Annotated in this window: 20 protein-coding genes; 7 read left to right on the top strand and 13 right to left on the bottom strand. The window is 69.7% G+C overall.

The features are described from left to right. Nucleotides 1-13: 13 nt before the first annotated feature. Nucleotides 14-562, top strand: a complete 549-nt coding sequence (locus tag JTJ31_RS19540) for a TRAP transporter small permease subunit (protein WP_207540424.1) — start codon at nt 14-16, stop codon at nt 560-562. Between the two features lie 13 nt (nt 563-575). Continuing rightward, on the top strand, nt 576-1,985 hold the full coding sequence (locus JTJ31_RS19535; RefSeq protein WP_207540423.1) for a TRAP transporter large permease: 1,410 nt from the start codon (nt 576-578) through the stop codon (nt 1,983-1,985). A 16-nt stretch (nt 1,986-2,001) separates the two neighbouring features. On the opposite strand, the gene ribA is transcribed toward JTJ31_RS19535, so the two are convergent. Then, on the bottom strand, nt 2,002-3,138 hold the full coding sequence (ribA, locus tag JTJ31_RS19530) for a GTP cyclohydrolase II RibA (RefSeq protein ID WP_207540422.1): 1,137 nt from the start codon (nt 3,136-3,138) through the stop codon (nt 2,002-2,004). A gap of 120 nt (nt 3,139-3,258) precedes the next feature. Here ribA and JTJ31_RS19525 point away from each other — a divergent pair, with 120 nt between their 5' ends. Then, a complete protein-coding gene (locus JTJ31_RS19525; RefSeq protein ID WP_207540421.1) occupies nt 3,259-3,891 on the top strand; it encodes a winged helix-turn-helix transcriptional regulator in 633 nt (210 codons plus the stop codon). 7 nt (nt 3,892-3,898) lie between these two features. Here JTJ31_RS19525 and JTJ31_RS19520 read toward each other — a convergent pair whose 3' ends face one another. Genes JTJ31_RS19520 through JTJ31_RS19510 form a run of 3 tightly spaced genes read right to left on the bottom strand, consistent with a single transcriptional unit; the run spans nt 3,899 to nt 6,368 of the window. Beyond that, nucleotides 3,899-5,293 (bottom strand): sensor histidine kinase, encoded by a 1,395-nt coding sequence (locus tag JTJ31_RS19520; RefSeq protein WP_207540420.1) that lies wholly within the window; start codon nt 5,291-5,293, stop codon nt 3,899-3,901. Continuing rightward, the gene (locus JTJ31_RS19515; protein WP_207540419.1) at nt 5,290-5,955 is read right to left on the bottom strand and encodes a response regulator transcription factor; all 666 of its coding nucleotides are present in this window, start codon (nt 5,953-5,955) and stop codon (nt 5,290-5,292) included. Before JTJ31_RS19515 ends, JTJ31_RS19520 begins: the two co-directional genes overlap by 4 nt. 41 nt (nt 5,956-5,996) lie before the next feature. Further along, a complete protein-coding gene (locus JTJ31_RS19510; protein WP_207540418.1) occupies nt 5,997-6,368 on the bottom strand; it encodes a PepSY domain-containing protein in 372 nt (123 codons plus the stop codon). A 112-nt stretch (nt 6,369-6,480) separates the two neighbouring features. On the opposite strand from JTJ31_RS19510, the gene JTJ31_RS19505 reads away from it, so the two are divergent. Both JTJ31_RS19505 and JTJ31_RS19500 read left to right on the top strand, forming a co-directional pair. After that, entirely contained in the window at nt 6,481-6,681 is a 201-nt protein-coding gene (locus JTJ31_RS19505; RefSeq protein WP_207540417.1) for a hypothetical protein, read from the top strand. A gap of 127 nt (nt 6,682-6,808) precedes the next feature. Next, complete coding sequence (locus tag JTJ31_RS19500; protein WP_207540416.1) at nt 6,809-7,006, top strand: hypothetical protein; 198 nt, start codon at nt 6,809-6,811, stop codon at nt 7,004-7,006. A gap of 41 nt (nt 7,007-7,047) precedes the next feature. Here the strand turns inward: JTJ31_RS19500 and JTJ31_RS19495 are convergent, their stop codons facing one another. The 4 genes from JTJ31_RS19495 to JTJ31_RS19480 all read right to left on the bottom strand — a co-directional run bounded on the left by JTJ31_RS19495 (nt 7,048) and on the right by JTJ31_RS19480 (nt 9,880). Next, nucleotides 7,048-7,635 (bottom strand): malonic semialdehyde reductase, encoded by a 588-nt coding sequence (locus JTJ31_RS19495; RefSeq protein ID WP_207540415.1) that lies wholly within the window; start codon nt 7,633-7,635, stop codon nt 7,048-7,050. 105 nt (nt 7,636-7,740) lie between these two features. Further along, nucleotides 7,741-8,232 carry a universal stress protein gene (locus JTJ31_RS19490; protein ID WP_207540414.1) on the bottom strand — a complete coding sequence of 164 codons (492 nt, stop codon included), beginning with the start codon at nt 8,230-8,232 and terminating at the stop codon, nt 7,741-7,743. Then, nucleotides 8,232-8,975 (bottom strand): TIGR02186 family protein, encoded by a 744-nt coding sequence (locus JTJ31_RS19485; protein WP_207540413.1) that lies wholly within the window; start codon nt 8,973-8,975, stop codon nt 8,232-8,234. Before JTJ31_RS19485 ends, JTJ31_RS19490 begins: the two co-directional genes overlap by 1 nt. Next, on the bottom strand, nt 8,972-9,880 hold the full coding sequence (locus JTJ31_RS19480; protein WP_207540412.1) for a sulfite exporter TauE/SafE family protein: 909 nt from the start codon (nt 9,878-9,880) through the stop codon (nt 8,972-8,974). The genes JTJ31_RS19485 and JTJ31_RS19480 overlap by 4 nt, the downstream gene beginning before the upstream one ends. Nucleotides 9,881-9,947: 67 nt before the next feature. Here JTJ31_RS19480 and JTJ31_RS19475 point away from each other — a divergent pair, with 67 nt between their 5' ends. Then, nucleotides 9,948-11,450, top strand: a complete 1,503-nt coding sequence (locus tag JTJ31_RS19475; protein WP_207540411.1) for a bifunctional metallophosphatase/5'-nucleotidase — start codon at nt 9,948-9,950, stop codon at nt 11,448-11,450. Nucleotides 11,451-11,461: 11 nt separating this feature from the next. On the opposite strand, the gene JTJ31_RS19470 is transcribed toward JTJ31_RS19475, so the two are convergent. Next, a complete protein-coding gene (locus tag JTJ31_RS19470) occupies nt 11,462-13,654 on the bottom strand; it encodes a hybrid sensor histidine kinase/response regulator (protein WP_207540410.1) in 2,193 nt (730 codons plus the stop codon). 270 nt (nt 13,655-13,924) lie between these two features. Between JTJ31_RS19470 and JTJ31_RS19465 the strand changes: the two genes are divergently transcribed. Continuing rightward, the gene (locus tag JTJ31_RS19465) at nt 13,925-14,071 is read left to right on the top strand and encodes a hypothetical protein (RefSeq protein ID WP_207540409.1); all 147 of its coding nucleotides are present in this window, start codon (nt 13,925-13,927) and stop codon (nt 14,069-14,071) included. Here the strand turns inward: JTJ31_RS19465 and JTJ31_RS19460 are convergent. From JTJ31_RS19460 to JTJ31_RS19445, 4 genes are all read right to left on the bottom strand, one after another. Next, a complete protein-coding gene (locus tag JTJ31_RS19460; protein ID WP_207540408.1) occupies nt 14,068-14,619 on the bottom strand; it encodes an NADPH-dependent FMN reductase in 552 nt (183 codons plus the stop codon). The two genes, JTJ31_RS19465 and JTJ31_RS19460, sit on opposite strands and share 4 nt — an antisense overlap. A 54-nt stretch (nt 14,620-14,673) precedes the next feature. Further along, nucleotides 14,674-15,549: a VOC family protein gene (locus JTJ31_RS19455; RefSeq protein ID WP_207540407.1), complete on the bottom strand. Its 876-nt coding sequence runs from the start codon at nt 15,547-15,549 to the stop codon at nt 14,674-14,676. Nucleotides 15,550-15,788: 239 nt separating this feature from the next. Continuing rightward, nucleotides 15,789-16,781, bottom strand: a complete 993-nt coding sequence (locus tag JTJ31_RS19450; RefSeq protein WP_207540406.1) for a Bug family tripartite tricarboxylate transporter substrate binding protein — start codon at nt 16,779-16,781, stop codon at nt 15,789-15,791. A gap of 131 nt (nt 16,782-16,912) precedes the next feature. Next, nucleotides 16,913-18,517, bottom strand: a complete 1,605-nt coding sequence (locus tag JTJ31_RS19445; protein ID WP_207540405.1) for an MFS transporter — start codon at nt 18,515-18,517, stop codon at nt 16,913-16,915. Nucleotides 18,518-18,798: the final 281 nt, after the last annotated feature.

The following is an 18,798-nucleotide window of genomic DNA, read 5'->3' as shown; positions in this document are numbered from 1 at the left end:
AGGGAAATTGCGTATGGCGTGGCTGCTGGCGTTCAGCCGGGGCGTGGACTGGGTGAACCAGCGCTTCGGCGCGATCGCGAACTGGTGCGTCCTGCTCGCCTGCGGCATCAGTGCGGCCAATGCCTTCGTCCGCTATGGCATCAACTACTCCTCCAACGCCTGGCTGGAGGTGCAGTGGTATCTTTTCGCCGGCATCGTGATGCTGGGGGCCAGCTACACCCTGTTCCGCAACGAGCATGTCCGGGTGGACCTGTTCTACGGGATGGTCGGCGAGCGGGGCCGGATCTGGATCGACATCTTCGGCTTCGTCTTCTTCATGCTGCCCGCCATGGTGCTGCTGACCTGGATGACCTGGCCCTTCGCGCTGGACAGTTGGGTGCGGTGGGAGGACAGCCCCAATGCCGGCGGCCTGCTGCGCTGGCCGGTCAAGATGCTGCTGCCGCTCGGCTTCTTCCTGATCACCCTCCAGGGCCTGTCGGAACTCATCAAGCGCATCGCCCTGCTGCGCGGCGCGCGGCAACCCGTCGAAGTCGTCACCGAATACCACCGGCCCGAGCAGTAAGAGGCGCCCCCGAATGACCCTCGACATGATGCCGCCGCTGATGTTCGGTGGCCTCGTCATCTTCCTGCTGGTCGGCTTCCCGGTCGCCTTCTCCCTCTGCGCCGTGGGGCTGTTTTTCGGCTTCCTGTCCATCGAGCTGGGATTCTTCGGCCCCGCCTATCTGGGCAACCTGCCGCTGCGCGTCTTCGGCATCCTGTCCAACGACCTGCTGCTGGCCATCCCCTTCTTCACGCTGATGGGCGCCATCCTGGAACGCTGCGGCCTGGCGGAGGACCTGCTGGAGGGGACAGGGCAGCTTTTCGGCAAAGTGCCGGGCGGCCTCGCCTACGCGGTGATCCTGGTCGGCGCGGTGCTGGGGGCCATCACCGGCACGGTCGCGGCCTCGGTCATCGCCATGGGCATGATCTCGCTGCCCGTCATGATGCGCTACGGCTACGACATGCGGATCGCGACGGGGGTGATCGCCGCCTCGGGCACCATCACCCAGGTCATCCCGCCCTCGCTCGTCCTCATCATCCTGGGCGACCAGCTCGGCAAACCGGTGGGCGACATGTATGCGGGCGCCATCGGCCCGTCCTTCCTGCAAATCTTCCTGTTCCTGGCCTTCATCGCGGTCGTGTCGATCGTGGCGCCGCACAAGGTCCCGCCCCTGCCGCCCGAGGCGCTAGCCCCGCGCGGCTGGCCACTCTACTGGCGCGTCATCAAGGGCATGGTGCCCTCCATCGTGCTGATCTTCCTGGTGCTGGGCACGATCTTCATGGGCCTCGCCACGCCCACCGAGGCGGGGGCGATGGGCACGGTGGGCGCGGTGGTTCTGGCGGTGATCAACCGCCGCTTCTCCTGGACCCTGCTGTCCCAGGCCATGGGCAATACGATGCGGATCACCGCCATGGTGATCTTCATCCTGATCGGCGCGACCGTGTTCTCGCTCGTCTTCCAGGGTGTGGACGGCTCCCTCTGGATCGAGCACCTGCTGTCGCACCTGCCCGGCGGCCAGCTGGGCTTCCTGGTCTTCGTCAACATCTTCGTATTCCTGCTGGCCTTCTTCCTCGACTTCTTCGAGATCGCCTTCATCGTCGTGCCGCTGCTGGCCCCGGTAGCGGAGAAGCTCGGCATCGACCTGGTGTGGTTCGGCGTCCTGCTCTGCATCAACATGCAGACCAGCTTCATGCACCCGCCCTTCGGCTTCGCGCTGTTCTACCTGCGCGGCATCGCGCCGAAGGAAGTGCCGACCAAGGACATCTACATGGGCGCGATCCCCTGGCTGTTCCTCCAGCTGACGCTGGTGGCGATCGTGATCCTCTGGCCCGAGTCGGTGACCTATTTCCTCGACCGTGGCACCGGGGTGGATCCCTCCACCGTCACCATCGACGTACCGCTGCCCGACATGCCCGAGGAGGATTCGGTGCCGGTCTTCCGCTGAAGGAGGCGCGCTTCGGCTACAGCATGTGGCCGAAGCGCCGCGCCTTGGTGGCGAGGTAGCCGTCATTCACCCCGTTGCCGCCGAAGCTGTGCGCCTCGCGCGCCGTCACCTCGATGCCGCAGGCGGCGAGGCCGGCGAGCTTGTCGGGGTTGTTGGTGAGCAGCCGCACGCGCGGGATGCCCAGCGCCCGCAACATGGTGCCCGCGAGCAGGAAGTTGCGCTCATCGGCGCCGTAGCCGAGGGCGCGGTTGGCATCCAGCGTGTCCAGCCCGCCATCCTGCAGCGCATAGGCGCGCAGCTTGTTCACGAGGCCGATGCCCCGCCCCTCCTGCGCCAGGTAGAGCAGCACCCCGGCCCCGTCCTCGGCCATGCGGCGCAGCGCCCCGTGAAGCTGCGGCCCGCAATCGCAGCGCAGGGAGCCCAGCAGGTCGCCGGTGAAGCATTCGGAATGGAGTCGCGCCAGTGGAGCGCCCCCGGCGGAAAGGCGCCCTTCTGGGTCACCGACCAGCATCGCCAGGTGCTCGATGCCGCCATCGGCGGCGCGGAAGGCGACGATGCGCGTATCCGGCGCGTCCTCCAGCGGGACGCGGGCCTCGGCGACGCGGCGCAGCGTGGTGGTCGCGGTCTCAGGATAGGCGCGGATGAAATCGGCGGATACGCGCTGCCAGCCGGCCTCGGCCCCGGCGGCGGGCACCGCGACCAGGGCGGGGAGGAGGCGTCCCAGCTTGGCCAGGGTCAGCGCCACCTCGGCGAGTCCAGGCACCGGCGCGCGCTCCGTTCCCGCCGGCATCAGCATCTCGGCGGTCGGGTCGGCAAAGGCGGCGAGGCGCTGCGGGTCCATCAGCGAAGGCGGCAGGCGCAGCGCCGCTACGCCCTGCTCGGGCGCGGAAAGCGGCACCGGGCGGCTGAGCACGGCGGCGGCCCGCACGGGGGCCAGCAGCAGCAGGGGCGGCTGCGTGCCCACGGCGCGAAGCTGGGCGAGGCCCGCAGCACCCACCGTTTCGGCCGCCGCCACGGCCAGGGGCTGGCCCTCCCCCTCCACCAGCACCGGCCCGCCGCGGCGCAACTCGGCGATGGCACGATGGACCTCGCGCAGCGCCAGCGCCTCGGAGGAAAGCCCGGGTCCGGGGCGGGGGGTAACGAAGCCGGTCATACCTGGGTCCTGATTCTCTGCCTTCAATGTAGCCTTCCCACCGCAGGTGCCAGGGGTTGGGAATGAATGTTTGTTGCCCTTGCCCGGAATGCTATGGGGGAAAGGAACCGCCCGAGCGACATGACGCTGCCCCGCCGAATCCTGCTGCTCACGGCCGATCCGGCCCTGACACAACTCCTGCCTAGCCAACTTGGGCAGGAAGGGGAATTCGCGGTCGCAGCCACGGACGACCCGGAAGCCCTCCCAGGGGAGGCGGAGGTGCTGCTCCTGGACGCTGCCCTGCCGCCCGGCGCGGCGGAAAACGCTTCCCGACTCACGGAGCGGGCGGGCGGACGTCCCATCCTGTTGCTGGGCGGGGAGGAGGCCGGCCTGCCGCGAGGGGTGGAGCGCGTGCCGAAGCCGATCCGCCTCGCCGACCTCAAGCACCGCCTCCATGCGCGCCTCGCCGCCTTCGACGCCTCGCCGGAGGCCGCGATCCCGCTGGGTCCGTTTTCCTTCCATGCCGCGGGACGGATGTTGACGGAAGGCGCGCGCCGCATCCGCCTGACCGAGACGGAGGCAGCGATCCTGTCCTATCTGCACCGCGCCGCCCCGCGTCCCGTCCCGCGCGAGGAGTTGCTGGGCGAGGTCTGGGGCTATTCCGCCGCCGTCGCGACGCACACGCTGGAAACCCACATCTACCGCCTGCGCCGCAAGCTGGGCGAGGCGGGCGCGCTGCTGCGGCGCGAGCCCGGCGGCTACTGCATCGGCTGACGGCCGCTCAGTCGGGCCCTTCGTAGCGCCCTCCGACCACCCGCCCCGGCAGGGTGACCTCCGCCCGCAACCCGCCTAGCCGCCCGGAGTGGCCGAGCAAGAGCGAGCCGCCATAGAGCGCCACGAGGTCGGACACGATGGCGAGGCCGAGGCCGGAGCCGGGCTTGGCCTCGTCCAGCCGCACGCCGCGCGCCAGCGCTGCGCCGTCCTCGCCCTCCTCCAGCCCCTCGCCATCATCCTCGACCGCGACGCTGATACTCCCCTCGCCGGCCGGCGCGACGGTGACGAGGACCTGGGTGCGGCCGTACTTGCAGGCATTCTCCATCAGATTGCCTAGCATCTCGGTCACGTCCTGGCTGTCGGCGCGGACCCGCGCCCCCTCTTCGCCCGTCACACGCAGCCGGATGCCGCGCGAGGCCGAAAGCCGTCCCAGGGCGGTGGCGAGCGCGCCGGCCAGGGCGTAGGGGGCGCATTCCGCCCCGGCACTGCCGGCCAGGGCGCCGGCGCGGGCGCGGCGCAGATGGTGCTGCACCAGCCGCTCCAGCGTCGCCACCTGCCCGCGCACCATGCCGAGATCCTCGGCCTCCACCGCGTTGCGCAGCACGGCAATGGGCGTCTTCATGGCGTGGGCGAGGTTGCCGACATGGTGGCGGGCACGCTCCACCGTGGCGCGGTTCTGCTCGATCAGCGCCTCGATCTCCGCCACCAGCGGCGCGATCTCCGAGGGTGCGGCGATGTCCATGTGCAGCCGCCGGCCCTGCCGAACCTCCACCAGCTCCTCCTGCGTGCGGCGCAGCGGGCGCAGCCCCCAGATCACCAGCAGCGCCACGGCGGCGACGAGGCCGGAGCCGAGCACGAAAAAGGCCAGGATCATCTGGTGGCGGAGCCGCGCGATCTCCGCCTCCATCGCGTCGCGCGGGACCGCCACCTGCACGGTGAGGGGCACCTGACCGGTGCGGCCGGAGATGGTCACGTCCCGCTCCAGCACGCGCAGCTTCTCCTCGCGCGGGCCGTCCATGTCGCGGGCACGGATGCCCTCCCCCGCCGGCAGGGGCGAGTGGAGGCGCGAATCCCAAAGCGAGCGGGAGGTGGCGATGGTGCCGCCCGGTCCATGGATCTGCCAGTAATGCCCGGAAAGCGGGCGCTCGAACTCCGGGTCGGCGAGGGAGCGCAGCAGGATGGGACCGGAGAGCGGGTCGAAGGACACCACCGCGACCACCGCGTCCAGCAACGAGGTGAGGCGCGCATCCGTCGCCGTCTCGATCTGCTGCTCGTCCTTGCGGACCACGTACCAGCCGAGCAGCCCCAGCCCGATCGCGACCCAAAGTGCGGTGAGCGCCGCGAGGCGCCGCGTCAGCGAGCCGCGGGCGGCGATGGAGGCCCGCGGCGTCGCGCCTCTCATGCCGAGGCGGGCTGGAGCCGGTAGCCCTGGCCGCGCACCGTCTCGATCAGCCCATCCCCGAGCTTGCGCCGCAGCCGCGCCACGATGACCTCGAGCGTGTTGGAGTCGCGGTCGAAATCCTGGGAATAGAGGTGCTCGGTCAGCTCGGTCTTGCTGACCGGCCGGCCGGCATGCAGCGCCAGATAGGCGAAGAGCCCGTATTCCAGCGCCGTCAGCCGCACATGCGCGCCGGCGCGGGAAACGGAGCGCGTGGCGGTGTCGAGCCGCACCTCCCCGAAGACCAGTTCCGGCTTGCTGACGCCGTTGGCGCGGCGGATCAGCGCGTTCAGCCGCGCCACGAGCTCCGCCATGGCGAAGGGCTTGGCGAGGTAGTCGTCGGCCCCCGCGTTCAGCCCTTCCACCTTCTCGGTCCAGGAATCCCGGGCGGTGAGGATCAGCACGGGCATGGCGCGGCCGGCGGCGCGCCAGCGGCGCAGCACGGTCAGCCCGTCCACCCGTGGCAGGCCGAGGTCGAGCACCACGGCGTCATAGGGCTCGGTGTCGCCGAGATGCTGCGCCTCCTCCCCGTCCAGCGCCATGTCCACGGCGAAGCCCGATTCGGAAAGCCCTTGGCGCAGCTGGCCGGCCAGGGCGGCAGTGTCCTCGACGACGAGTAGGCGCATGGGAGGAAGATGGGCTTATGACGCGGTGCGGTAAAGCGCGTTCATCTTCCCGTGGAGCGTGGGGGCGTCGCCGCCTCGCCTGGCGTGCGCTCCTGGATGGGGCCGCGCCCCCGCAGGAACTGGCCGGTCGCGGCATCCAGCTCGATGGTGAAGACACGGCCATTGGGTGGCAGGATCTTCAGCTCATACAGCCACTGGCCGTCATCGCGCTCCAGATCGGCCTCGATCACGCGACCCCGGTAGCGGCGCTCGACCTCGGCCAGGATGTCGGTGAGGGGGCGGATCTGCCCGGCCTCCAGCGCGGCGCGCGCGCGCTCATGGTCGCGGCGATCCTGCGCCGCGAGGCTGGAGGGCGCGGCCAGCAGGGGAGCCAGGGCAAGAAGCGCCAAAAAGGGCCGGATGAGCCACGTCATAGGCAGCGCTTGCGACCGTGCGCCTGAACACATCCTGAACCTCCCACTCAGCACGGGTTCAGAAAGCCACGTGTAGAAGCAAGCATCAACACACGCCCCTGGAGACAAGACCGTGACCGCCACGACCAGCATCCTGAGCCTTTTCATGCTGGCCCTTGCCCTCGTTCCGGTTCTCCTCGTCCTCACTGACGGCCGCGGCCGCACGCAGCGGCGCGAGCGGCTGGCTGAGCTGCGCCAGGCGGCGCAGCTGGGGGCGCAGCTCCGCCGGCAGACGGCCCAAGCCCCGCGCTGGAACGGAACGCTGCGCGGCTGAAGGCTGCTTTTTGACGGCAAAGAAGGGGCGGGGCCGCGAGGTCCTGCCCTTCCTTTTTTGCGGGGCCGGATTCGGGGCAACAGCACGGGGCGTCGGACGTTCCTCTCCGGTTCAGGAGGAGTCACAGATGTCGAAGGCGAAGATGCCGCCCGTCCCGCCCGCCAACCGTCCCGCCCATGGCGGCAACCCGGCCAAGCCGGGCCCCATGGACCCGGTGCGCGACAAGAGCCAGGCGGAGGATCGCGACCGGAATCTGGAACAGCAGGGCCAGACGGCGGCCAGCTACCAGAACACCCACCACAAGGGCTATCAGCAGGATCGCTGACGGCAGGTCGGGGGGCGGGATCTTCCCGCCCCCGCTTGGCCTCAGGCGAGGCGCGCCACCTCGTCGAAGGACATGCGCGGGGCTCGCTTGTAGGTCTCGTCCCATTCGCCGTGGCCCAGATTGACCAGGAAGTTCGACTTCCAGCCGCTCTCGGCGAAGAACAGCTCATCCACCTTGGCGTTGTCGAAGCCGCTCATCGGCCCGACATCCAGCCCCAGCGCGCGCGCCGCCATGATCAGGTAGGCGCCCTGCAGCGAGCCGTTGCGGAAGGCGGTTGCATCGGCCAGGGACCAGTTCCCGGCGAACCAGGAGCGCGCGTCGGCGTGGGGGAAGAGCCGCGGAAGCTCGTCATAGAATTTCGGGTCATGCGCCACGATCACCGTGACCGGGGCCGTCATGGTCTTTTCCGTGTTACCAGCCGAGAGCGCATGCTTCAGCTTCGCCTTGCCCTCCGGCGTGCGCACGAAGACGAAGCGCGCTGGCGAGGAATTGGCGCTGGTTGGCCCCATCTTCACCAAATCATACAGGCGATACAGCATCTCGTCCGGAACGGGGTCGGACTTCCAGCGAAAGGCGGTGCGGGCCTCGCGGAACAACGTATCGAGGGCCTTGTCATCAAGCGCGGTCATGATCTCTCCAGAAAAACGCTTCGCTTCCGCATAGGGGAGGCTTGGGAAGCCCGGCAATAGGCCCCGTGAATGGCGCCGATCACCTCGGGGAACGGAGGGCGCGCGTCAGGTGACGCGCTCCAGCTCCTCGTCGCTCATGTTGCCGGGCACCACCGTCATCGGCACGGAGAGCCGGGCCGAAAGCCGGCCGGTCAGGGCGGTGATCAGCGGCCCCGGCCCCTTGCCATCCGCCGCCGTTGCCAGGACCAGGATGGAGATGCGCGGGTCCTCCTCCAGCAGGGTCAGCAACTGCTCCGAGGCGGCGCCCTCGCGCACCAGCAGGATGGGCAACCCGCCGGTGATCTCCGTCACCTGCGCGGCCAAGCCGTTGAGCAGCGCCTCCGCCTCCTCGCGGCGTTCCTGCTGCATCATCGCCTCGATCCCGGCCCATTCCGCCTGCTCCACGGGCTCGACTACCCGCAGCAGGGCGACGCGGCCACCGGATTTCGCGGCGCGCAGGCAGGCGTAGCGCAGCGCCACGGCGCGCTCGGGGCTGTCATCCACCACGACCAGGAAGACACGGTCGCGGCGGGCCTGTTTGGCGGTCTCGTCGGACATCAGCTTCTCCGGAACAGCACGCTGCCCAGCCAGCCGGTGAGGCCGGCCAGCAGGATGCAGACGATGGCGTAAAGGGCGGGGCGCTCGCGCGCCACCTCGTTGATCGAGGCGGCGGTGCCGACGCGCTCCACCGTGAAGCCCAGGTTTTCCCGCGCCACCACGCGGCGCGAGCGAACCAGCAAAACCTCCACCCGGTAGGATCCGGGCTGCACCGTGGCAGGCAGCGGCAGGAGGAGGTTGAACAGGCGGGACCCCGCCACCTCCACCGTCGAGCGGTCCTCCTGCCACAGCCCCGCCTCCTGCTTCAGGGCCAGGAGCGCGGCGCGGAAGCCGGGGGAGCGCGCGCCGGAGCGGCGGTCGAGCGGCAGGGCGTCGAGGCCGAGGCCGAGGTTGCGCCGCACCTCCTCCGGCAGGATGCGCCAGGCGGGACGGGTGCCGGCGACGGCATAGAAGGTCGGCACGTCCTCGAAGCGCGCGGAAGGCCCGTTGAGCCACAGGCCGAGTACCTGCACCTTGCGCCGCACGACGAAGGGCGAGGAGGGGCCGCGCGCCACCACCACCACCTCATCCCCGCCAGGGCCGAGCGGCTCCTCGGTGGAGCCAAAGACCATCAGGCTCTCGCCCGTGAAGGCGGTGGTGATGAAGACACGGTTGGAAGAAAGCCGCGCCACCAGCGGCGAGGGCTGCGCAAAGGCCGGCAGCGCGAAGCCCAGCGTCAGCAGCAGGGCCAGCAGCGCCCTCACCAGGCCGGCCCCATGGAGAACAGGTTTTCCGGCAGGCGCAGCAGGTTCCAGAGCAGCGACCCAGCGACGCCCAGCACGAGGAGGCCCAGCAAGGCGCGAGTCTCCTCGCCGCGCAGCCGCGCCCCCATGGAGGCACCGAATTGCGCGCCGGCCACGGCGCCCACCAGCAGCAGCAGGGTCAGCACGATGTCCACGCCCCCGACCTGCAGGGCCTGGAGGAAGGTCACGGAAGCGGTGACGCAGACCACCTGGAACAGCGAGGTGCCGATCACCACCGCGGTCGGCATGCCGAGGATATAGATCATCGCCGGCACCAGCATGAAGCCGCCGCCCACGCCCATCACCGCCGACAGAACGCCGATGAAGAAACCCACCGCCAGTGGCGGGATGACGGAGATGTAGAGGCGGCTCTTTCGGAAGCGCAGCTTGAAGGGCAGCCCATGCGCCCAGGAATGCTGGTGCAGACGCCGCGGGACGGCGGCGCGGCGGCGGAAGATGGCGCGCACGCTTTCCATCACCATCAGCGAGCCGACGATGCCCAGCACGACGACGTAGAAGATCGCCACTGCCGCATCCACCTGACCCAACCGGCTCAGCATGGCGAAGAGCTGCACCCCCGCGACGCTGCCCAGCAGGCCGCCCACCACCAGGACGGAGCCCATCACCCAGTCCACGTTGCCGCGCCGCGCCTGGGCCAGCAGGCCCGACACGGAAGCGCCCAGCGTCTGGTTCGCGCCCGAGGCCACGGCGACCGGGGATGGGATGCCGATCAGCATCAGCACGGGCGTCAGCAGGAAGCCGCCCCCCACGCCGAACAACCCCGACAGCCAGCCCACGACGAAGCCGATGCCTGAGAGGAGGAAGGCATTGACGCTCATTTCCGCGATAGGAAGGTAGATCTGCAAGCCCAGCCCCCTTGCGGGCAAGCTTCACCCGATGCGCCTTTCTGGCAAGGGGCGCTATGCTCCTTCCATGCTGAGCCGCCGCCTGTTTCTCGCCGCTCCGTTCGTCCTGCGCCCCGCCTTCGCGCAGTCGCCGGCCGCGCGCGTCGCGCTGCTGCACCTGAACGACTTCCACAGCCGGCATGAGCCGGTGACGGCAGGGGCCGCGAATTGCGCGGGCGGCGATTCATGCCTGGGCGGCTCCGCGCGCATGGCGACGGCGATCCGCGAGGCGCGGGAGGCGGCGCGAGCCGACGGGCGGGCATCGCTGCTGCTGGACGCGGGGGACGAGTTCCTTGGCTCGCTGTTCTTTCGCGAGCACCAGGGCATGGCCGAGGCACGGATGCAGCGCCTGTGGGGCGTGCAGGCCATGGCGCCGGGCAACCACGAATTCGACCTCGGCCCAGCCGCCCTGGCGCGCTACCTGGAGGCGGTGGACTTCCCTGTCCTCGCCGCCAACCTCGAAACGGCCGCGGAGCCGGCGCTGGCCGGCAAGCTGCGTCCCACCGTCACCTTCCGCTCCGGTGCTGCACGGCTGGTCATTGCCGGCCTCGTCACGCCGGACACGCCCAATATCTCCTCCCCCGGCCCGCACCTCCGCTTCACCGATCCGGCCGAGGCTGCGAGCCGCGCGGTGTGGGAGGCGCGGCGCGAGGGGGCGGCGACGGTGGTGGTGCTGTCGCATCTGGGGCTCGGGGCGGATCGCCGCTTGGCGCGGGATGTGCCGGGCATCGACGTGATCATCGGCGGGCACTCGCACACGCTGGTCGCGCCGCCCGAGACGGTGGAGGCTGGGGAGCGCCGCGTCCTCATCGTGCAGGCCAAGGCCTTCGGGCAGTATCTGGGCCGGCTGGACCTCGATCTGGGGCCGGAGGGACAGGTGGTGCAGTCGCGGCAGGCGATGCGCCTCCTCGACGTCTCCGTGCCGGAGGACGAGGAGGCGCTTGCCCTGGTACGCGAGCTGGCCGAGCCGCTGGAGGCACTGCGTCGCCGCGTCGCCTTCCGGCTGGATGCCGCGGTTCCCCTGCAAGGCTGCGGCACAGGGCCCTGCGCCCTCGGCGCCGCCGTGGCCCGCACGATGCGCGAGGCGGCGGGGGCGGAGATCGGCTGGCAGAATGCCGGCGGGATCCGCGCCGGGCTGCCCGCCGGCGAGGTGTCCTGGGGCGACCTGCTGACCGCCCTGCCCTTCTCCAACACGCTGGCGGTGATGGTCTTGCGCGGCCACGCGGTGCGGGACGCGCTGGAGAACGGGGTGTCGCGCCTGCCGCAACCATCCGGGCGCTTTCCGCAGCTGGACGGGCTGCGCTTCGAGGCTGACGCGGCGCGGCCGGTCGGCCAGCGCATCCTGCGCGCCGAGGTGCGCGAGGCGGATGGGACATGGCGCCCGCTGGAGCCGGAACGCACCTACCGCGTCGCGACCAACGACTTCCTGCGCCGGGGCGGCGACGGCTACGAGAGCTTCGCCCACGCCCTCGAGGCGCGCGATGACGGGCCGCCGCTGGAGGATGCGGTGGCGGCGCGCCTGGGCGGCTGAGCGCCTGGGTTTCAGCGCTCCGCCGGCATCGAAGCCAGAGCGACCTCGTCGATCCCCTTTGCCAGCGCCGCGATGCCGAAAGGCTTGCGCAGCACCAGGAACGGGCTCGGGGGAAGTCCGCCCGTCCGCGCCTCGTCGAGCTCCGCATTGCCTGTGACCAGCACTGCCGGCAGGCCAGGGCGCTGGACCCGCGCGGCGGCGATGAGGTCGAGCCCGTTCATGCGCGGCATGGCGAGGTCGGTCACCAGCACCTCGACTTCGGCCCCTGCGTTCAGCAGGGCGAGGGCTGACTCAGCATCGGCGGCCGGCAGCACGGTATGCCCGTATTCTTCGAGCCCCCTGGCAATGGTGGCGCGAACGAGGCCCTCGTCATCCACGAGCAGGATGCGGCGCCTCGGACCGGCGGGCGCGACCTCCACCGCCGCCTGCTTCGCTTCGCCTTCAACCAGGGGCAGCAGGATCTCCGCGACCGTGCCCTGCCCAGGCTGGCTCGACAGGCGCAGCCTTCCGCCCGATTGCTCCGCGAAGCTGCGGGCGATGGCGAGGCCCAGCCCGGTCCCCTTCCCGAGATCCTTGGTGGTGAAGAAGGGGTCGGAGGCCCGCGCGAGAGTTTCGGCATCCATGCCTGCCCCCGTGTCCGAAACCCCGAGCACCACGTACCGCCCGGCTGGCAAATCCTCCGCGGGGGCTTCCGGGCCGATCTCGCGCCCTTCCAGGAACAGGGTCAGCCGGCCACCTGAGGGCATGGCGTCGCGCGCATTGGTCGCGAGGTTGAGCAGCACCGTTTCCAGCTGACCCCGGTCCACGAAGACCCGCGACGCGGGCGCATCCACTTGGACCTCCACCTGGATCGCCGGGTCGAGGGAATGGGACAGGACCTCCTGGATCTCCCGCAGCACGCTCTCGGGGTCCACCGCCTCCGCGCGAAGCTCGCCGCGTCGGGCGAAGGCCAGGAGGCGCCGGGTGACGGAGCCGCCCCGTTCCGCCGAGGCCTCGATCATGCGCGCCAGGCTCTCGACGGCGGCGGCATCCGAGGCGCGGCGGCGGATCAGCGCCGCCCCCGTGCCGACCGCCTGCATGACGTTGTTGATGTCGTGGGCGATGCCGCCCGCCAGCTGGCCCAGCGCCTCCAGCCGCTGCCGCTGAGCCTGGAGGCGCTGCACCTGCCGGCGCTCATCCTCCGCAGCCTCGCGCAGCGCACGCTCGGCGGTCAGTTCCGCGACGGCGACTTCCAGCCCCCGGGCCTGGCGCATCGCCATCCAGACAAGGCCGAACAAAGCCAGGGCGGTGGGCAGCGCCAGCGCGGCGGGCAGGATCAGCGAACGCAGCCATCGCGCCTGCACGATCGCCATGTCGAGCCCTGTCACGACATAGACCGGATGGCTGGGAAGCCGCCGGTAGGCCAGAAGGACCGCGCTGCCTCCTTCCAGGGAGCGGCCCACGTAGAAGCCCCGCTCAGGCGCCGCGGCGGTCCTTTCCCGGAAGGCCTCGCCCGAAACCCGGCGCGGCGCATCGGGATCGAGCGCCGGGAAACGGGCAAGGAGATAGGCGCCGTCGCGCACGAGCGAGGCCGTCGTCAGCCCGCTCGCGGGGGTCTTGCCGTAATATTCCACGAAATAGGACGGCTGCACGGAGATGGCGATGATGCCGGCGAAGCCGCCATCCGCGCGTGGGCTGCGCCGCCGGGCGAACTGAAAGAACCGCGTTTCCGGCCTGACCCGTCCCCGCAGCACGTCGCTGATCACGAGATCCGTCTCGCCATCGCGCAGCGCACGGAAATACTCCCGGTCGGAGACATTGAGGTCCCGGGGAACCGGGAGGATCTGCGTGGAGGCCATGGCAAGGCCGGTTGGCCCGATGACCCAGATGTTCTGGACCTGCGGCAGCGACTGCCTGAACCTTTGCAGCCTCCCGCTGATCTCGGCCTCGTTCTCGCGCAGCTGGTCGTCATCGAGGCCGCGGACCAGCTCATCGGCATAGGCCAACAGAATCTCGTAGGTGTCGAAAACCTTGGAGCCGTGCTCGTGCAGGAGGTCGAGGGTGCGGGTGACCTGCCCCTCGGCCTCGCGCCGATGGAAGTCACGGCTGAACAGGGCATAGGCCGCGAGGAGCGCCGCCGGAACAGCCAGGGCGAGAAGGGCCAGGACCCGGAGCGCCCCCAGCCGCGACGGGATGGCCGTCCTCCCTTCGGGTCTTGGCTTCATCCCTGGATCCACATCCCTTGCGAGAGGAAATCCACCACTGCCAAGCCGGCGCCGGACGCTGCTTCCTCCCCTTCCCTATACAGCAGGGGAAGTCGCGGGTCACGCCTCACCAGCCACCTCTCAGCCGGGACTCTCCGCTGGAGCGCATGCTTCGAAACGCTGGCTTGCTTCCAATCGCCTTGCTTGTTCGCGGACGGCGCCTTGGCAACTGCGTAGAGGTGCCTGTGGACCAGGTGAAGCCTGCGCATCTGCCCGCAACGAGGTGCGGGAGTGTTCCGTGACGTCGGCCACCTGGGCTCGCCGCTCTCAGCCGCGGCCACCGAAGCTGTCGCCAATCTGGCGAGTGCCGAGACGAGCGTCCTCGACGAAGGCCTCTTCGCGGCCTGGGCCACCGTGGTTCGCGGTCCTCTCGTCTAGGCTGCGTTGCGGCCGAGGAAGGCGACGTAGCGGTCCATCCAGCCTTGCAGGAAGCCACGGCTGCCCTCTCCGATCGAGCCATCGGCCGCGAAAAGCCCTTCCTTGGCCTGGAGGAGGACCTCTGGCTGACCGAGCGTCGGCATGTCGAGATAGGCGAGGATGTTGCGCAGATGCTGCTGCGCCATGGATGTACCAGGGGCGCCCGGCGAGATGCCCATCACGCCCGCGGGCTTTCCTGCCCAGACGCTATGACCATAAGGCCGCGATCCGTGGTCGAGCGCGTTCTTCAGCACGCCGGGGATGGAGCGGTTGTACTCCGGCGTGACGAAGACCACGCCTTGCGCAGCGGCCACTTGGCTCTTCAGGCGCGCCACCGGCGGTGCCGGGTTGGCATCGTCATCCTGATTGTAGAGCGGCAGGTCACCGATCTCGACGCGCTGGAAGGTGACGTCGGGCGGCGCCAGACGCACCAACGCGCCGGCGAGCTTCGCGTTCAGCGACTCCCGCCGCAGGCTGCCGACGAGCAGGGCGACCGTGTATCGGGGCATCGACTTCTCCCATCTTCCGAGTTTTCGCTCAACGCGACGTGTTGAACATGGTCGTCAGTCCGCAGTCAGGACGATGGCGGTCCCCCAAGGATCGCGCAGCACCCTGGCCTCACCTTCAGTCCCGACGCCCAGGCTCGCTGCCCGCGCGCGGACTTCGATGGCCGCGCGCGCCGTGGCATCGCGGAGCACCAGCTCCACGGCGTCGAGACCGGCCATGTCCTCCGTGCGCGGCCCGGCGCCGCGGCTGTTCCAAGTGTTGGCGGCGAGCTGATGGTGATAGCCGCCAACGCCGAAGAAGCTCGCACCGGGATAGCGCCAGGTCACCTGGAAGCCGAGGAGGTCGCCATAGAAGTGTTCGGCCAATGCGGTGTCACCGACCTGCAGGTGCACGTGACCGATCGCGCCTTTGTCCGGCATGCCGGTCCAGGGTCCGTCGGCACTGGCAAGCAGGCCCTCAAGGTCCAACGGATCGTTCGGCATCTCGATTCTGCTGCCGGTGCGGCGCCAAGCCGATACCGGGCGGTCCACATAGATCTCGATCCCGTTGCCCTCTGGGTCGGCGAGGTAGAGGGCTTCGCTCACAACGTGGTCGGCTGCGCCGTCCAGGGCGACGCCTCGTTCCGACGCGAAGTGTAGCCAGCGTCCGAGGCTGGCCCGGTCGGGCAGGAGGAAGGCCGTGTGGAACAGGCCGGCCTCGCGGCGATCGAGCGGTGCCAAACCGGGATCTCCGATCAGCTCAAGCAAGGGCATTCCGCCTGTGCCGAGGACGGCGTGTCGGTCGGACTGCCCCAGTGGCACGAGGCCGAGGACGTCGCGGTAGAAGCCGCTGGCCTGGGCAAGGTCACGCACACGGATCCGGACGCGACCGATCCGCATGGGCGCCGCGCTGAGATCGAAGGAGGGTTCGGGATGCCTGGGGGCGTCGGACATGGTGCGGTCCTCCCGCCCCGTCGAACGTCCGGGCACTCGGCTGGGCTGCCTCGCCCAGCCTGCGGCCGCGATTGTCCGGCAATGACAGGAAGCTTCCGAGCTTGGCCTGTTAGCCCTGACCTTCTCCAGAGAAGCACAATTTCAGCGAGTTGCTTTTGGGCGTAGATCGGCCACCGACGATAAGATCGCGGTGCCGAACGCTCTTCTGTTCCGCCATTCGGCATATCTGCCCGCTGGTCCTAATCCACCCGTGCTCCGGAGGCGCGGACGAGAGGTGCGACCAGCGCCTCCTGCTCGGCGCGGTAGGCTTCCAGTTCGGCGAGACCGGCGGACCAGGGCTCGACCCCCATCTGGCGAAACGTCTCTCGTAGGTCCGGCCGCGCCAGCGTCTGACGCGAGACGTCGTGCATACGGCGGATCAGGGACGGGGAAAGGCGGGCCGGTCCGACCACCATCGCCCAGCCGCCAAGGTCGAAGCCGGGGAGGAACTCCGCAAGCGCCGGCACCTGCGGCACGGCGCGGCTGCGCCTGGCGGTCGTCACTGCAAGGGCGCGGACCTGGCCTGATTGGATCGCCGCGATCAGCCCCGGGAGAGGACCGCAAAGGGCGCTGATCCTTCCGGCCAGCAGGTCGTAATTGGCCTGTTGGCCGGCATAGGCGACCTGCTCGACTTCAACACCCGCTCGGGACTTGAGAAGTTCCATCGCAAGATGGCCCGTCGTACCGAGCCCGAAATGCCCGTAATGGTGCCGCCCCGGGTCGCGCGAAAGCAGCCTCAGAAAATCGGGCACGGACTGCGCCGGCAGGTCGGGGCGGACCGCCAGCAAGTTCGGCGCCATCGCAAGTCCGGAAATCAAGGTGAAGTCACGGGCAGGTTCGTAGCGAAGGCGCGGGAACAGTGTCGGCGCCACGGCAAGCGCAGCCGCGCTTCCGAGCCCGATCGTGTGCCCATCCGGCATGGCACGGGCGACGGCGGCCGCACCGAGCGTGCCACCAGCGCCCGCGCGGTTCTCGACGGCGAAGGGCCGACCAGTGAGCCGTGCCATCGTCATGCACCAGAGCCGTGACGCGATGTCGGTCGCAGTGCCGGGTTGGTAAGCCTCGATGTAGCGTACGGGTCGGTTGGGCCAGTCCGCCGCTGCAGTGGAACGCGGATGCGCGCGGCCAGGAGCCGGCGTGGCGAGGCCGGCAGCGGTGGCCAGCAGCGGGAATACGCAGCGCCGCGTTGGCATCGCTGGATCTCCCAGGAGCCCGCCCCCGGTGCAGGCTCGTGCCTCAAACAGACCACCTACCGAACATGTACGCAAGCTTGCCGGTCAGCGGTGCCCGATGCCGCGCAGGCTGTCGCCATCGCAATTCCACTTCACCACGCCTCTGCGAGGAGGACGCGCACTTCCGGCGGACCAGCGCCCCGATGGAATGATTTCGCCTTCTCGACCGCCATGCTGTCCGTGAGGTTGAGGCGGGCGACACCCCTACGCAGCTCGTGCCAGTCAGGCAGCCGGAACGCCTCCACCCAGGCCTCTGGCCGCTCGACATCGCGGGCGAGCATCCACGCGACCGCGCCGTCCCGGCGCCGCGCCGCTGAAAGCTCCGCCATGGCCGCGCGAAAAGCTGGCGTCTCGGCTGGATCAACATGATAGGCGATGGTGACGAGCACGGGGGTACGCCGCGTCTCGAGCTCGGGCGAGACCGACTTGTGAACCTGGACCCGAGGTGGCGGACGCTCGGCGGTCAGCGAGGGGTCCAGCACCTCCTCCGGCAGCGTCACCCACTTGGACACCCAGGTCATCGCGATGCCGCCCAACCCTGCGACAAGCAGCGTCCCTGTGAGGCCGAGGTGCTGCCCGAGCCATCCCCAAGCCACGGCGCCAAGACCCAACCCACCGTTCAGGACCGCCTGATAGATCGCGAGGCCGCGTGCCCGCACCCAGGGCGCCGAAGCGAGTTGGACCGTCGCCTGCAAGTTGGACGCTCCGACGATCCAGCCCATGCCGTAGATGAGCATTGCGACCACAGCCGCGCCGGGCGAGGGCATCAGCGCGAGAGGGATCAAGGCACCGCCTGTCATCAGGCCGGCCAGCAGCACGAAGCCGTCACGTGAGACACGGTCGCGCAGACGCGGCATGAGGATCCCGCCAAGGACCGCCCCGGCGCCAATGGCGCCGAGCATGAGGCCATAGCCCGCAGATGAGAGGTCCAGGACTTCCCGGACATAGAGCGGCAGCAGGGCCCAGATCGCGCCGGCGAACGCGTAGAAGGCAGCGGACCTTATCAGCGTGGCGCGCACCGCGGGTTCCGCCATGGCGTAGCGCACACCCTGCCGCGTTGCCCGTGTAAGCCGTTCGGGCGGGATGCCGCTGACCCCGGCCGAGCGCGGCAGCGCGAGGGTGGTCGCGGTCACCACCGCCACGATGGCAAAGCACGCAGCATTCGTCGCGAAGGCTGCCGCCGCGCCCAGGCTGGCGACGATGACGCCACAGATGCCGGGTCCCAGGGCACGCGCGATATTGTACCCGATGGAATTGAGGACGAGCGCCTGCTGCAGGTCGTGCCGCGGGACCGTGGCCGGAACCGACGAAGCCAAGGCCGGGCTGTTGAGCGCCGTCAGCGCCGCGAGCAGTGCCGTCAGCCCCAGGAGCGCCCAAGCCGTCACCATGCCGAGCGCGTAGAGCACTGCCAGTGCTCCCGCCACCGCCAGCATGCTCGTGTTGGTCGCGATCAGGTAACGCTGCCGGTCCACGATGTCGGCCAGCGCACCGGCCGGGAGGGCCAGCAGCAGGAAGGGAAGCTGCGAGGCAGCCTGCACGAGGCTGACCATCAGCGGATCAGGCGCAAGGTCGGTCATCACCCAGGCCGTTGCGGTCGATTGGATGAAAGCCCCAAGTGCCGACACTGCGTTCGTCACCCACAGCCACGCGAACAATCGATGCCGGAGCGGCGCGAAGGGTGAACCGTCAGCGGCCATCTCGCATCATCTCATGGCGCGGCGAGCAACATGGGAAAAGCGATCCCTCTGTTGCGCGAGGTCGGCCGCAGCCAAGCGGCGGCGTCGCTCCGAGGAGAGAGATGCTCAGCCAACCGCGCTCGTGATCCGTCCCTGCAGCCGTAGCGTGTCATCATCTGCATCGTGCCGTACCTGTCGCACAGAAAGATGCATCAGCATGCGCTCGCCGCCGCTCCCGACGGGCAGTCTTCCACCGAATTCTGATAGCCTTTCACCCAGCATCACCTGTACCGCGGGGGTCA

It is taken from the genome of Sabulicella rubraurantiaca (assembly GCF_017355885.1).
GTDB lineage: Bacteria > Pseudomonadota > Alphaproteobacteria > Acetobacterales > Acetobacteraceae > Roseococcus > Roseococcus rubraurantiacus.
This window is presented reverse-complemented; position numbering and strand designations above follow the sequence as displayed.

Bases quoted from the DNA above. Each gene is read 5' to 3' on its own strand.
- JTJ31_RS19470 (WP_207540410.1), bottom strand. From the start codon at position 13,654: ATGAAGCCAAGACCCGAAGGGAGGACGGCCATCCCGTCGCGGCTGGGG.
- JTJ31_RS19520 (WP_207540420.1), bottom strand. From the start codon at position 5,293: ATGAGAGGCGCGACGCCGCGGGCCTCCATCGCCGCCCGCGGCTCGCTG.
- JTJ31_RS19540 (WP_207540424.1), top strand. From the start codon at position 14: ATGGCGTGGCTGCTGGCGTTCAGCCGGGGCGTGGACTGGGTGAACCAG.
- JTJ31_RS19445 (WP_207540405.1), bottom strand. From the start codon at position 18,517: ATGGCCGCTGACGGTTCACCCTTCGCGCCGCTCCGGCATCGATTGTTC.
- ribA (WP_207540422.1), bottom strand. From the start codon at position 3,138: ATGACCGGCTTCGTTACCCCCCGCCCCGGACCCGGGCTTTCCTCCGAG.
- JTJ31_RS19490 (WP_207540414.1), bottom strand. From the start codon at position 8,232: ATGTCCGACGAGACCGCCAAACAGGCCCGCCGCGACCGTGTCTTCCTG.
- JTJ31_RS19475 (WP_207540411.1), top strand. From the start codon at position 9,948: ATGCTGAGCCGCCGCCTGTTTCTCGCCGCTCCGTTCGTCCTGCGCCCC.
- JTJ31_RS19500 (WP_207540416.1), top strand. From the start codon at position 6,809: ATGTCGAAGGCGAAGATGCCGCCCGTCCCGCCCGCCAACCGTCCCGCC.
- JTJ31_RS19450 (WP_207540406.1), bottom strand. From the start codon at position 16,781: ATGCCAACGCGGCGCTGCGTATTCCCGCTGCTGGCCACCGCTGCCGGC.
- JTJ31_RS19495 (WP_207540415.1), bottom strand. From the start codon at position 7,635: ATGACCGCGCTTGATGACAAGGCCCTCGATACGTTGTTCCGCGAGGCC.
- JTJ31_RS19535 (WP_207540423.1), top strand. From the start codon at position 576: ATGACCCTCGACATGATGCCGCCGCTGATGTTCGGTGGCCTCGTCATC.
- JTJ31_RS19455 (WP_207540407.1), bottom strand. From the start codon at position 15,549: ATGTCCGACGCCCCCAGGCATCCCGAACCCTCCTTCGATCTCAGCGCG.
- JTJ31_RS19460 (WP_207540408.1), bottom strand. From the start codon at position 14,619: ATGCCCCGATACACGGTCGCCCTGCTCGTCGGCAGCCTGCGGCGGGAG.
- JTJ31_RS19515 (WP_207540419.1), bottom strand. From the start codon at position 5,955: ATGCGCCTACTCGTCGTCGAGGACACTGCCGCCCTGGCCGGCCAGCTG.
- JTJ31_RS19510 (WP_207540418.1), bottom strand. From the start codon at position 6,368: ATGACGTGGCTCATCCGGCCCTTTTTGGCGCTTCTTGCCCTGGCTCCC.
- JTJ31_RS19525 (WP_207540421.1), top strand. From the start codon at position 3,259: ATGACGCTGCCCCGCCGAATCCTGCTGCTCACGGCCGATCCGGCCCTG.